The organism is Idiomarina loihiensis L2TR (assembly GCF_000008465.1).
Lineage (GTDB): Bacteria > Pseudomonadota > Gammaproteobacteria > Enterobacterales > Alteromonadaceae > Idiomarina > Idiomarina loihiensis.
On record NC_006512.1, the window covers coordinates 145659 to 158605 of the forward strand.

Consider the following 12947-nt stretch of genomic DNA (forward strand, 5'->3'; position numbering starts at 1 on the left):
ATGGCATGAAGGGTGTACGCGCAGCTTTGGCGACTCGATTACTGCTGTTATTTGTTGTCATTGTTGGCGTTGTAGCGGCGTTGTCGGCGCAACTCTCTAATACTCAGTGGAGCAGCAGTCTGGCCGATGCTCTGCCAAATGAAGTCTCTGAATTACAGCGCAGTTACTTAGCAAGTCAGCAACCTAATGCGCAGCAATTGCTGTTGGGTTTTGAGTCACAGCAGTATTCCGGCAGCGAAATACTGCCTATTGTGCAAGAACAATTGAAATTACTGACTGAAGCTGAGCCGACTATTAAACTGGCGGAAATGACAAATCCGAAAGCGGTGTTGTCATTTTACCAGAATCAGGCCGGTCGTTTAGCAACACCGAACGACATGCAAGCGCTTGCGAGCGGCGACTACGGAACACTAATAAGTGAAGCACAAAAAGCCTTACAAAGCCCAGCGCCTGTTCTAGTGCCTTTGAAGCAGGACCCACTATTGCTGACAAAACGTTTTGTACAGCAATTACCGGACTTAATGCCAGGATATAAGAGTCATAATGGGCTGTATACCCGCACTTCGGAGTCTATTCATCAGGTATTAGTGCCGCTGCGTATTGCGGGTGATGCGTTAAGCGTGACTCAGTCAGGGCAGTCAGTTCTGGTTATAAATGACTTTATTGCCAAAGTAACTGAGCAACTACCCGGTATTAATGTTTATCGAAGCGGCTTGCTATTCCATTCCGATGCGGCGGCAAAGCAGGCGAAGCAGGAAATGACCTGGTTTGGCGGGCTGTCTCTTCTGCTGGTGTTAGCTTTATTACTCTGGGTATTCCGCTCTGGTCAGCAATTGTTTTATACGTTGCTACTACTAAGTGTGTCGGCAGCGACAGGGCTATTGGCCACTTTGTTATTAAGCTCCCGGCCGCATGTGCTGATGTTGGTGTTTGCCACCAGCTTTATCGGACTGTGCATTGACTATGTTATTCATGGCTTTATCGCCCGCAGTCATGGCGCTAAGGCCTGGTCGGCACTGAAGCCGGCTTTGTGGCTTAGCGGGCTAACCACCATTTTCGGTTATATTTTGCTTCTGTTGCTACCACTACCGCTGTTACAGCAATTAGGTATTTTTATGGCAGTGGCTTTATTCACTGCCATTGTTCTGGTGGTTGTTACGTTACCTTGGTTGCCGCAGCCAGGGGCTTCGCGCCCCGGCTGGCAGCGATTTTGCCATAGCATGGCGCAGCTTTACCGACAGATGCGCCAGCCAGACACTACTGCATGGTTGAGTGTTATGGCGTTAGCAACACTGGGCCTGTTGCTTTGGTCTTTTACCGCCAATGACAATGTTCGTTTGCTGGCCAGCTCACCCGAGTCGTTACTGCAACAGGAAAACCACCTGCGAAAAACTACGGACTTTTATTTTCAGCCAGATGTATTGTTAGTGTCGGGAGAAACCCAGCAGCAAGCATTGGAACGGACAGGTGGCCTTGGTGACATTAATGGCAGTGTTAGCTTGTACGATTATATGTTGCCAGCGTCAGAGCAGCAGCAACTGCTGCAACAGCAGCAAGAACTATTTAAAAGCCCGGAAGGGAAGACTTATATGCAATGGTTAGGCCTTGGACAGCTGGTACTCGCCAGTGATCAGCAAGAGCACCCATTACAGAATCAATTTTTATATCCGACGGAAGAAGGCTGGATGAGTGTTGTGCGGCTAAAGCAGCCCTTTAACCATGGTGATATCACCGAGAGCCCCGGGAAACTGGAGCATTTTAACCCCATTGAGCATGCATCAGATGCACTGGCCGAGTACCGACATTCTATGCAGTTGTGGCTTATCGCTTTGCTGCTTGTGTCGTTGCCTATACTGGCAATGTTTTTGCGCAATCAGCAAGCCAACAAACGGCGGATTCAAGCTGCATGGCAGGTTACCTGTGTGATGACATTGTCCGTGTCGACGGCGTTGCTGTTGGCACAGCTGATACAACCACTGAACTTGTTTCATTGCATTGGTGCGATGTTCGTACTGGTGCTCAGCATTGATTACGGCGTTTTTTGCGCCGGACGGTTGAAGCGCGAACATGCGCTGCAAGCCATTTATCTGTCAGCTTTCACGACCATGGTGGCTTTTGGTGCCTTAAGCTTCAGCTCGACGCCAGCCATTGCGGCTTTTGGAATTATTGTTTTAATTGGGGTTTTTATGAGTGCCCTGTTCAGTCCGTTGATAATAGAGTCACCTGATAACTAAGGAAAAGAATCATGGAAGAGTCGATTTATGATGTGGTGATCATTGGTGCCGGCCCGGCAGGTTCGACTGCAGCAGCGATGTTGGCGAATGTCGGAAAAAGCGTGTTGGTAGTTGAGAAACAAGAGTTTCCAAGGTTTTCTATTGGCGAAAGCTTACTGCCTCAATGTATGACCTTTATTGAAGAAGCCGGGCTATTAGATGCGGTACTGGATAATGCAGAGCGTCTTGGGTTTCAGTACAAAGAAGGCGCTGCTTTTTATCATCAGGGTAAGAAGGTTAACTTTGATTTTCGCAAAAAGTCGAGTGAAGGTCCGGGCACAACTTATCAGGTGAAACGCGAACATTTTGATCAGCTATTGGCGCAGGGTGCGGCAGAGAAAGGCGCTGAAATCAGACATGGTGTTGCGCTAGAAGCTATTGATTTTAATGACCGGAATACGGTCAAATTGAGCTTAACCGGCGCCGCAGGAACAAGTGAAGCAAAGGCACGTTTTGTGCTCGACGCCAGCGGTTTCGGTAGAGTGCTGCCACGCTTGCTGTCGTTAGAATCGCCGTCGGACTTTCCTGTGCGTCAGGCCGTTTTTTGTCATGTAAAATCTGAGCTGGCGGGCGGGAACTTTGACCGCAGCAAAATTCTTATCACTGTGCATCCACAGAACCCTGAAATTTGGTACTGGTTAATTCCTTTTGCCGATGGTACTGCCAGTATTGGTGTGGTTGGTGCGACTGAGTATTTTGCAGAAAGCGACAGCGAGAAAGAAGCATTGTGGAAACTGGTGGCAGATGAGCCTTACCTGCTTGAAGTGTTAGGTGAATACCAGGTCAGTCGTGCTGAGCAACGTATTACCGGCTACTCAGCTAATGTAAATTGCTTGTTTGGTGACCGCTTTGCTTTACTAGGGAATGCTGGTGAATTTTTAGATCCGGTTTTCTCATCAGGTGTGACCATTGCAATGCAGTCTTCATCGCTGGCGGTGCCGTTAGTCTTGAAAGAGCTGAATGATGAGCCTCAGAACTGGCAGAAGCTTTACAGTGACCCTTTACGTGTGGGTATTACCACCTTTCGCACTTTTGTTAAGGGTTGGTATGATACCCGCTTTCAGGATGTGATTTTTTATCCACACCAGCAGCAACAGGTTAAAGAAATGATTTGTTCCATTTTGGCAGGTTATGCGTGGGATACAGGCAACCCTTATGTCCGCGAAAGCGAACGCCGCTTGAACGTATTGGCAGAATTATGTGGATAAAGTCGCTAAGAGTCGTGAGTGGCTTAATGCTGGTGTTAATGGTTGCCGGTTGCCAGTCTTTAGGCGGACAGCCAGCTCAGGTTCCTATCGCGGATGGTAGTTACCAGTTGCAGCATAGCTGGCCGCGAGAGCCGGTGCAGCTATGGCAAAAAGTTGAATGGAAAAAAGGCGAGCAACAGCGCATTTTCATGGTGTCGGCAGCTTTTGATAATGAACGATTACTGCTGGTGGCATTATCTCCCTTTGGCAATGAGCTGTTTCGGAGCGAACTCAGTCGTGCAAACGGAGTCACCTTTAAAGGCAGCGAAGCTTTTGACGACTCGCGGCTGGCTATGCAGGTCTGGTCAGATTTACAAATGGCGTTGTGGCCACTTGACAGTATCAATGCCAATTTGAGTGGTGTGAGTTTGCAAGCTACTCAAACCGGACGCGAGTTATGGCGTAATGGGGAATTGCTGTGGTCATCGGTTAGTGAAGATAAGAACCAGCAGCGAGTGATTCAGAACAAACCTATGGGTTATCAATTGACGATAACCACTCTCGAGTACGAGCTATTAGAAACTGATGAAAATCACCTTAAGTGAACCGGGCGCAATTTGCGCGCTGGGTCATAATTGCGAAAGCCTATGGCAGGCTGCACTGGCAGGCGATCAAGCCGGGCTGAAGCCTGCAGCATTCAATACCAACGATGGTACGTCTTTGTTTGCCGGTTCAGTTGCAGATAATAAGTTGCCCGACATTGGTAGTCTGCCGGCAGCCATGCGCACCCGTAATAACCAACTGGTTGCGGCTGCCTTACAACAAATTGAAGAACCCTTGCTGGCGCTGATAGATAGGTTGGGCTCTGATCGAGTAGCGGTAGTATTGGGGACTAGTACGTCCGGTATTGCCTCTGGTGAATCGGCGTTAGCATACGACGAGTCTGAAGGCGGTTTACCCGATACATTTTACTATGCCATGCAGGAAATGCTTGCTCCGGCAGAGTGTATAGCGGCGCTAACAGGTATTACCGGTCCGGTTTACAGTATTTCAACGGCTTGTTCGTCCAGTGCCCGAGTTTTTATGAGTGCTCGCTCTTTATTGCGTTTAGGCGTCGTCGACGCGGTGGTTGTCGGCGGTGTTGATTCTCTTTGTCGGCTAACATTAAACGGTTTTAAAGCGCTGGAATCGACCTCGGAAGGGCGCTGCAATCCGTTCAGTGCGAATCGCGACGGCATTACCATTGGGGAAGCTGCTGGGCTTTTTATTGCTACCCGCGAAGAGGACAACCTACAGCCGTCGGAAGTGACTTTAACCGGTGCCTGTGCAACTTCAGACGCTCATCATATGTCGGCTCCTCATCCACAGGGACGAGGGGCGTTGGCGGCAATCCAGGGGGCGCTGACCGATGCTGGTATTACTGCACAGCAACTCGGTTACATTAATTTGCATGGCACTGCTACGCCGTTAAACGATTTGATGGAAGCTTATGCGGTCAATGCATTGGGTGCTGGAAACGTGCCCGCGAGTTCAACAAAAGCGCTGACCGGTCATACCCTGGGAGCGGCAGGGGCAATTGAAGCGGTGTTCTGCTGGCTGGCGTTGGCGAAACAGGACGGCTTACCAAAGCACGCATGGGATGGCGTTAAAGATTCTGATTTGGCAGATATCCATTTGTATCAAGGTGGGTCACTGCAATATCCAATAGAGCATTGTCTGAGTAATTCTTTTGCGTTTGGCGGCAACAATGTCTCTCTCGTTTTTAGTAGAGGAAAATAATATGGGGCATGATTTGGCTGAGCTTATCAAGCACGAACCGCCGATGCGGTTGATTGATAAGCTGTGCTCGGCTGAACAGGGGAAAGGGCAGTGTTGTCTTACTGTGACCAGTGACAACCTGTTTTACAGTGAGCAGCATAAGGGCCTGCCGGTGCATGTCGGAATTGAGCTAATGGCGCAGACTATCGCTGCTGTTGCCGGTTATCAAAGCAAAACCGACGGTGGGGAGATAAAGCTGGGCTTCTTGCTGGGCAGCCGGAAATATCAATGTGATATTGACAGTTTTAAGCTGGGAGAAAGATACGATATTTTTGTTGAAGAACTGCATGTTGAGTCTTCGGGTCTGAGTGTTTTTGAATGCGATATTCGCCACAACGACAAGGTCGTTGCGCAGGCTCGGCTAAATGTGTATCAACCGCCCGACGAAACAGCATTTATAGAGGAAAATTATGGTTGAAGGTATGGCTGAACGAGTTCTTGTCACGGGTTCCGGTAAGGGAATAGGACGTGCAATTGCCTTGCAGCTGGCAAAAGATGGTTTTGATTTGGCCATCCATTGTCGCTCAGACAAAGCTTCAGCAGAGCAAGTTGTGGATGAAGTGAAATCACTGGGTCGACAAGCGTCTTTGCTGGTTTTTGATGTCAGTGACCGCGAGGCTGCACGCAACGCAATTGAGCAGGATATTGCTGATAATGGCGCTTATTATGGTGCGGTTTGTAATGCAGGCATTACCCGTGACGGTGCCTTTCCATCGTTAACCGAAGATGACTGGGACAGCGTTTTGCAAACGAATCTGGGTGGCTTCTATAACGTGCTGCATCCGTTAATTATGCCGATGATTCAGCAACGCCGGGGTGGCCGTGTGGTGACTATTGCTTCAGTTTCCGGTATCGCCGGTAATCGCGGGCAGGTGAATTACAGTGCGTCTAAAGGCGGTGTGATTGCTGCTACTAAAGCTTTATCTCTGGAGTTGGCTAAGCGCAAAATTACTGTCAATTGCGTAGCGCCGGGGCTCATTGAAACGGACATGACTGAAGAGCTGGAACACGGTAAGGAAATTTTGTCGATGATACCCATGCGCCGTGCAGGTAAGCCGGAAGAAGTGGCTGGTTTGGTCGGTTACTTGTTTCAGCCTTCGGCCGCATACATTACGCGCCAGGTTTTCTCGGTTAATGGTGGGTTAGTTTAATGAAACGTGTGGTCGTAACCGGTATGGGCTGTCTGACGGCTTTTGGTGACAACTGGCAGAGCTTCCGCAGTCAGTTGGAAAGTGGCAAGAACGCCGTGGTTAGTATGCCAGAGTGGGAGCGCTTTGATGGCCTGAACACACGCCTGGCGGCACCCATTCGACCGGCGTTTAAAAAGCCTTCGCACTACTCCCGCAAAGCGGTACGCTCAATGAGCACGGTAAGCTTAATGGCAACACGAGCAACCGAGTTAGCATTAACCGATGCGGGGCTGCTAGAGCACCCTTGTATTAGCGACGGGAGCTGTGGCGTTGCTTATGGCTCTTCGACCGGCGATACCGAGCAAATGAAAATTTTCGGCAATATGCTGGAAAGCGGTGATATGACCGGCCTGAACGCCACCACTTACATAAAGAGTATGGGTCATACAACCGCTGTGAATTTGGGCGTCTTTTATAATGTGAAAGGACGGGTTCATACCACCAGCTCGGCCTGTACATCCGCATCTCAAGGGCTGGGGTATGCGTACGAAGCTATTCGTTATGGTCATCAGAAAGTGATGATTGCTGGTGGTGCAGAGGCGTTGTGTCCGTCCGAAGCGGTAGTATTTGATACCTTATTTGCCACCAGTACTCGTAATGACGAGCCACAGCTGACGCCAAGGCCCTTTGATAAAAATCGCGACGGACTGGTTATTGGCGAAGGGGCTGGCACCTTTATTCTGGAAGAGTTGGATCATGCTCTGGAACGTGGCGCGCACATTTATGCTGAACTGGTCGGTTTTGGTACGAACTCTGATGGCGCCCATGTGACTCAACCTACGGCCGATACCATGGCCATTGCTATGAAGCTTGCGTTGCAGCAGGCGCAACTTGAACCGGAGCAAGTAGGCTATGTGAACGCGCATGGCACAGCCACAGACCGGGGCGATGTTGCGGAGTCTCTGGCCACAGCAAGCGTATTTAAACGCTCGGTACCCATCAGTTCATTAAAGAGCTACCTGGGGCATACGCTGGGCGGCTGCGGTACAATTGAAGCCTGGGCCAGCATTAATATGATGCGGGAAAGCTGGTTTGCGCCCACACTTAACCTAACCGATATTGACCCGGAGTGTGGTGATTTGGATTATATAACCGAACAGGCACGTGAGCTTGATACGGACTATGTCATGACAAATAATTTTGCTTTTGGTGGCATTAATACTTCATTGATTTTTAAACGATGGAATAACTCTAATTAATATAAGGAAATAGAAAATGAAAAAACTCTTTGTTGCTACTGTGGTTTTATTGAGTTCGTTATTGTCGCTGCAAGCCGAAGCGCGTGATGACCTGGTAACTCTGGAGCTCAAGCCTGTTATGGAAAGTAATAAGGCGAAAGAGGCTCTGCTTGATGTTCCGGTTTATTTTGCTGGTCAATCGCATCCTGAAGTTGCGCAGTCGAAGGGCGTTATTACCACCAGCCGTAAAACTAATGCAGTGAATAAGTCCGACCGCGAAGCTTGTGAATGGGTATTGCTCTCGGCACTTAAAGTGCTGCAAGACAATGCGCGCGAGAACGGTTACGATGCAGTAATTAACATTAAATCAAATTATGATCATAATGAGTTCAGCAGTGCCGAGGAATTTCAGTGTGGTGCTGGCTTTTTAATGGCAGGTGTTGCCTTGAAGGGTGAAGTGGTTAAATTCAAATAAGGATAATAACAATGAAATATCTACTGGGAGCAGTTGCAGTCAGTTTGCTGACAGCCTGTTCACAAAATGCTGAAACAGAACAAGAGGCGAATACGCAATCTATGTCGTATCCGGAAACGCGTAAAGGCGATGTGGTTGATACCTACTTTGGTACCGAAGTAGCGGATCCATATCGCTGGTTAGAAGATGACCGTAGCGAAGAGACCGAAAACTGGGTGAAAGCTCAGAATGAAGTGACGTTCGCACACTTAGAGTCTATTCCATATCGCGAGACGATAGAAAAGCGTCTGACGGAGTTGTGGAACTACGAGAAAATCAGCGCGCCGTTTAAAGAAGGTGATTACACTTATTTCTACAAAAACGACGGCTTGCAAAACCAGTATGTGGTGTACCGCCAGAAAGGTGACGAAGATCCGGAAGTATTCCTGGATCCGAACACCTTTAGTGAAGACGGAACAACCTCGCTGGCGCAGTTAACCTTTTCTGACGACGGTTCGTTAGCGGCATATTCAATTTCTGAGGGCGGCAGTGACTGGCGTAAAATTCGGGTTATTGACGCCGAAACCAAAGAACAGCTGGAAGAGCCGTTAGTGGATGTGAAGTTCAGCGGTATTTCCTGGGTAGGCAATGAAGGTTTCTACTACTCCAGTTATGATAAGCCAGAAGGCAGTGAGCTTTCTGCAAAGACCGACCAGCACAAGCTGTATTACCACGAGCTGGGTACAGACCAGTCTGATGACAAACTGGTGTTTGGTGGAACGGGTGCTGAGAAGCACCGTTACGTTGGCGGCTACGTTACCGATGACGACCGTTACCTGATGATTTCGGCGGCAAACTCCACCTCTGGCAATAAGCTCTTTATTAAAGATCTTACAGAAGAAGACAGTAAGCTGGTCACCGTTCTGGATCATACCGATTCGGATACTCGTGTATTAGATAACGACGGCTCAAAGCTCTATCTAGTGACGAACTTAGATGCGCCAAACCAGCGTGTTGCGACCGTTGATGCCAGTAATCCAACGCCTGAAAACTGGGAAGACTTTATTCCAGAAACAGAAAATGTGTTGAGCGTATCAACCGGTGCGGGTTATATCTTTGCCGAGTACATGGTCGATGCCGTAGCTAAGGTGAAACAATACGCTTATAACGGCGATATGGTTCGTGAAGTGCAGTTGCCGGGCGTAGGCAGCATAGGTGGCTTCTCAGGTAAAAAAGAAGCGGACGAATTGTACTATACCTTTACTAATTACAGCACACCGTCAACGATTTATAAGTTCGACCCGGATCAGGGCGGTTCTGAAGTTTACGCCGAGTCTGGCGCTGATTTTGATTCTGCCAACTACGAATCAAAGCAGGTGTTTTATACCTCGAAAGACGGTACTGAAGTGCCTATGATCATTACCTACAAAAAGGGCACCAAGCTGGATGGCTCAAACCCGACAATTTTGTACGGTTATGGTGGCTTTAATATCAGTCTGACACCGTCGTTTAGCATTGCTAATGCAGCCTGGTTGGAAATGGGCGGGGTTTACGCCGTTGCTAACTTGCGCGGTGGCGGTGAGTACGGCAAAGACTGGCATAAAGCTGGTACCAAAATGCAGAAGCAGAATGTGTTTGACGATTTTATCGCGGCGGCCGAGTATTTAATTGAGAAAGACTATACCTCACCGGAACGTTTAGCCATTCGCGGTGGCTCTAATGGTGGCTTGCTAGTCGGTGCGGTAATGACACAGCGGCCAGAGCTATTTGCAGTCGCTTTACCTGCTGTCGGTGTTCTGGATATGCTTCGTTATCACACCTTCACCGCTGGCGCAGGTTGGGCATACGATTATGGTACAGCCAATGACAGTAAAGAAATGTTCGAGTACTTGTTAGGGTATTCGCCTGTTCACAACGTGGAAGAAGGCGTGGCTTATCCGGCGACGTTGATTACTACCGGTGACCATGATGACCGTGTCGTTCCTGCGCACTCATTTAAGTTTGCGGCGGAGCTTCAGGACAAAGCGGGCGGTGAAAATCCTCAGCTTATCCGTATTGAAACCAATGCCGGTCACGGTGCTGGCACACCGGTTTCAAAAACCATTGAGCAGTACTCCGATATTTTCGGTTTTACTTTGTATCACATGGGGTTTGAAGAGCTTCCTGAGTAACGACTGAACAGTAAAGGCTTCGCTACAGACGGCGAAGCCTTTGCATATCATCCTTTCGATATTTTTCTCATTTCCCGTTAATCTCTTTTCACTCCCACTCTCGTATTATAAGGATTCAATAATGAACAATGATTTTAATATTATGTGGGTAGTTGCCGCTGTAGTTGTTTTACTTTTACTGATAGCGTCGGTGCGCATTGTGCCGCAGCAAAGCGTGTATTTGGTTGAGTTGTTCGGGCGTTATCGCCGCATGCTGACGCCGGGGCTTAACTTTATTATCCCGCTTATTGAGCAGGTCGCTCATAAACAGTCGATGAGAACGCGGCAGCTGGATGTCGATGTTGAGACCAAAACAAACGATAATGTTTTTGTCATTGTCCGGGTGTCAGTGCAGTATCGCGTGAGCAATGAAACCGCAGTTTATAATGCATTTTATCAGTTGGAAAACCCCGAGTGGCAAATGCAGTCCTATGTGTTTGATACGGTGCGCGCACAAATTCCTAAGCAGAACCTGGACGCGGTGTTCGACAATAAAGACTCTATTTCTAAAGATGTAAAAGAGCAGTTGCGCGATACCATGGAAGAATATGGTTTTGAGATTATTGCGTCGCTGGTGACAGACATTGATCCGGACCAGTCCGTTAAAGATTCAATGAACCAAATTAACGCCGCAGAAAGAGAGCGCCGTGCGGCAGAACATAAGGCAGAAGCTGAAAAAATCATGCTGGTGAAGCAGGCTGAAGCCGACAAAGAATCGAAAATTTTGCAAGGACAGGGCATTGCAGGCCAGCGCTTAGCAATAGCAGAAGGTTTGCGGGACTCTATTGCCATGGTTACCGATCAGGCTAATGACATAACGTCTAAAGATGTCATCGATTTGCTGAAATTTACGAATTATGTCGACGTATTGGGTTCTTTCGATACCGCCGCCAGTAAAGTGATTATGCTGCCACAACCAACGGGTCAGCTTGACTCCTTATCATCGGATATTTTAAGCGCAATGGAAGCGGCTAAAGACAGTAAAAAAGATGGCTGAAACCTTTCCGCTGTTGGCGGCTCAACCCATCTACGATAATAAAAATCGGTTTTATGCGGTTGAGCTGCTTTACCGCAGTGCTTTGAATTTAACAGCGGAAACAGTTGGAGACACAGCGGCAACCAGCGAAGTGGTGTTTAACCTTTGCGCCGGAATAACTAGTCAAACCGAGCACTATGACGCAACCGCGTTTATCAATGTTTCCAGCGAATTTTTAGTGTCACAAAGCTTTTTACCTCTCGAACCGGATAAAGTGGTTATTGAGTTGGTGGAACGAATTAAGCCGACCAGGGCAGTAGTCAATGCGGTTGCGCGTTGGTATGAGAAAGGTTTTCGTTTTGCACTGGATGACTTCGAGTTTGACCCCGCTTGGGAGCCGCTGCTGCAGTATGCGTCGTATATAAAAGTGGATGTATCGACCCTAACTTTGGCGCAAGCCCGGGTATTTAAGCAAAAGCTGAGTGGTTTCAAAGGGAAGTGGCTGGCGGAGCGAGTCGAAGACGAAGCCACTAAGCAGGCTTATGAAGAGTTAGGCTTTGAGTTGTTCCAGGGATATTACTTTGCGAAACCGGCGATTGTTTACGGAACCAGGCTGGAACCCTCATCATTGCAACTGGCAAAAGTATTGTCGCTTTGTTTTGAGGAAGAGCCTGACTTGACCGAGCTTTCCCGGGTCATTTCTGAAGACCCTCAGTTGTCAGTTTGTTTACTGAAAATTGTAAATAGTCCCCTATACCCGACAGCCAGTCCGATAACCCGGGTGAAAGACGTTATTATGCGTTTGGGTATTGAGAAGCTACGGCGCTGGATAGCCTTAATTGGCGCAGTAACAGCTAGTAGCCCTGAAGCTTCGCGAATGGTCCTGGTGAGAGCACAAATGTGTTATGAACTGGCTAAATGGAAAAGCTCGCCGGGTTTAGATGCCGATCAGTGCTATTTCGTGGGTTTACTCTCGGGTGTTGATATTATGCTGGGCGTGGATAAAGCCAGCTTTTTCGAAAAACTGCCGTTATCTGAACAAACTAGAAAAGCGGTTGAGGATTGTGACGGACCTATGGGGCAATGCTTACGCATTGCACTTAAACTGGAACGTTTAGTTCGAATGAAAGAAGGGCTGGATAAAGTCGACTCGCGTCTGTTAACGACTTATCAGAGCGTGTCGACTAAAGTACAGGAACTGTTTAATACCATTTAAGCCTGGCTGTTGTGTTTTGCCAGTTGCTGAATTCTTCCAACAATAGCACGTAAGCCGTTTCCGCGAGTCGGTGTAATGTGGTTTTCTAAGTCCAGCTGAGCAAAGTAGTTGTCGATATCAAAAGCAAGAATTTGTTCCGGAGTTTTGTCGTGGTAAGCCGCCATCACTAAGGTCAGTAGCCCCTGAACAATGACAGCGTCGCTATCAACGTGCAACAACAGTTTGCCGTCCTTTTCTTCACTAATAAGCCAGACATTACTTTGGCAGCCGCGCACCAGATACTCATCTTTATGCTGGCTTTCCGGTAGACCGGGCAATGCTTTACCTAAATCAATGATGTACTGGTAACGTTGCTCCCAGTCATCTAAAAACTCTAAGTCATCAATGATTTCATCTGTACTGGGTAAATTCATGCTGACCAATAACCTTCACTTATAAGTTAAAA

Annotated in this window: 12 protein-coding genes; 11 read left to right on the forward strand and 1 reads right to left on the reverse strand. The window is 48.2% G+C overall.

Annotated features, from left to right (window positions below; all coding sequences use genetic code 11):
* Positions 1–5: 5 nt before the first annotated feature.
* From IL_RS00695 to IL_RS00745, 11 genes are all read left to right on the forward strand, one after another.
* On the forward strand, positions 6–2234 hold the full coding sequence (locus IL_RS00695) for an MMPL family transporter (RefSeq protein WP_011233400.1): 2229 nt from the start codon (positions 6–8) through the stop codon (positions 2232–2234).
* 11 nt (positions 2235–2245) lie between these two features.
* Positions 2246–3481 (forward strand): NAD(P)/FAD-dependent oxidoreductase, encoded by a 1236-nt coding sequence (locus IL_RS00700; RefSeq protein ID WP_011233401.1) that lies wholly within the window; start codon positions 2246–2248, stop codon positions 3479–3481.
* A complete protein-coding gene (locus tag IL_RS00705) occupies positions 3472–4065 on the forward strand; it encodes a DUF3261 domain-containing protein (RefSeq protein WP_231378609.1) in 594 nt (197 codons plus the stop codon). Before IL_RS00700 ends, IL_RS00705 begins: the two co-directional genes overlap by 10 nt.
* The gene (locus tag IL_RS00710; RefSeq protein ID WP_011233403.1) at positions 4046–5239 is read left to right on the forward strand and encodes a beta-ketoacyl-[acyl-carrier-protein] synthase family protein; all 1194 of its coding nucleotides are present in this window, start codon (positions 4046–4048) and stop codon (positions 5237–5239) included. The genes IL_RS00705 and IL_RS00710 overlap by 20 nt, the downstream gene beginning before the upstream one ends.
* A complete protein-coding gene (locus IL_RS00715; protein WP_231378610.1) occupies positions 5208–5696 on the forward strand; it encodes a hotdog family protein in 489 nt (162 codons plus the stop codon). Before IL_RS00710 ends, IL_RS00715 begins: the two co-directional genes overlap by 32 nt.
* Before the next feature lie 4 nt (positions 5697–5700).
* Positions 5701–6429, forward strand: coding sequence for a 3-oxoacyl-ACP reductase FabG (fabG, locus tag IL_RS00720; RefSeq protein ID WP_011233405.1), 729 nt, complete (start codon positions 5701–5703; stop codon positions 6427–6429).
* Complete coding sequence (locus IL_RS00725; protein WP_011233406.1) at positions 6429–7667, forward strand: beta-ketoacyl-ACP synthase; 1239 nt, start codon at positions 6429–6431, stop codon at positions 7665–7667. The genes fabG and IL_RS00725 overlap by 1 nt, the downstream gene beginning before the upstream one ends.
* A 16-nt stretch (positions 7668–7683) precedes the next feature.
* Positions 7684–8121 (forward strand): hypothetical protein, encoded by a 438-nt coding sequence (locus IL_RS00730; protein WP_011233407.1) that lies wholly within the window; start codon positions 7684–7686, stop codon positions 8119–8121.
* An 11-nt stretch (positions 8122–8132) separates the two neighbouring features.
* Positions 8133–10271 (forward strand): prolyl oligopeptidase family serine peptidase, encoded by a 2139-nt coding sequence (locus IL_RS00735; RefSeq protein ID WP_011233408.1) that lies wholly within the window; start codon positions 8133–8135, stop codon positions 10269–10271.
* Positions 10272–10392: 121 nt separating this feature from the next.
* Positions 10393–11307 carry an SPFH domain-containing protein gene (locus IL_RS00740; RefSeq protein ID WP_011233409.1) on the forward strand — a complete coding sequence of 305 codons (915 nt, stop codon included), beginning with the start codon at positions 10393–10395 and terminating at the stop codon, positions 11305–11307.
* The gene (locus IL_RS00745; protein ID WP_011233410.1) at positions 11300–12502 is read left to right on the forward strand and encodes an EAL and HDOD domain-containing protein; all 1203 of its coding nucleotides are present in this window, start codon (positions 11300–11302) and stop codon (positions 12500–12502) included. Before IL_RS00740 ends, IL_RS00745 begins: the two co-directional genes overlap by 8 nt.
* Here the strand turns inward: IL_RS00745 and IL_RS00750 are convergent.
* A complete protein-coding gene (locus IL_RS00750) occupies positions 12499–12915 on the reverse strand; it encodes a SufE family protein (RefSeq protein WP_011233411.1) in 417 nt (138 codons plus the stop codon). The two genes, IL_RS00745 and IL_RS00750, sit on opposite strands and share 4 nt — an antisense overlap.
* Positions 12916–12947 lie beyond the last annotated feature (32 nt).

Excerpts from the sequence above, each read along its gene's own strand:
- IL_RS00740 (WP_011233409.1), top strand. The coding sequence starts at position 10,393 with ATGAACAATGATTTTAATATTATGTGGGTAGTTGCCGCTGTAGTTGTT.
- fabG (WP_011233405.1), top strand. The coding sequence starts at position 5,701 with ATGGCTGAACGAGTTCTTGTCACGGGTTCCGGTAAGGGAATAGGACGT.
- IL_RS00730 (WP_011233407.1), top strand. The coding sequence starts at position 7,684 with ATGAAAAAACTCTTTGTTGCTACTGTGGTTTTATTGAGTTCGTTATTG.
- IL_RS00695 (WP_011233400.1), top strand. The coding sequence starts at position 6 with ATGAAGGGTGTACGCGCAGCTTTGGCGACTCGATTACTGCTGTTATTT.
- IL_RS00745 (WP_011233410.1), top strand. The coding sequence starts at position 11,300 with ATGGCTGAAACCTTTCCGCTGTTGGCGGCTCAACCCATCTACGATAAT.
- IL_RS00735 (WP_011233408.1), top strand. The coding sequence starts at position 8,133 with ATGAAATATCTACTGGGAGCAGTTGCAGTCAGTTTGCTGACAGCCTGT.
- IL_RS00705 (WP_231378609.1), top strand. The coding sequence starts at position 3,472 with ATGTGGATAAAGTCGCTAAGAGTCGTGAGTGGCTTAATGCTGGTGTTA.
- IL_RS00725 (WP_011233406.1), top strand. The coding sequence starts at position 6,429 with ATGAAACGTGTGGTCGTAACCGGTATGGGCTGTCTGACGGCTTTTGGT.
- IL_RS00750 (WP_011233411.1), bottom strand. The coding sequence starts at position 12,915 with ATGAATTTACCCAGTACAGATGAAATCATTGATGACTTAGAGTTTTTA.
- IL_RS00700 (WP_011233401.1), top strand. The coding sequence starts at position 2,246 with ATGGAAGAGTCGATTTATGATGTGGTGATCATTGGTGCCGGCCCGGCA.
- IL_RS00710 (WP_011233403.1), top strand. The coding sequence starts at position 4,046 with ATGAAAATCACCTTAAGTGAACCGGGCGCAATTTGCGCGCTGGGTCAT.
- IL_RS00715 (WP_231378610.1), top strand. The coding sequence starts at position 5,208 with ATGTCTCTCTCGTTTTTAGTAGAGGAAAATAATATGGGGCATGATTTG.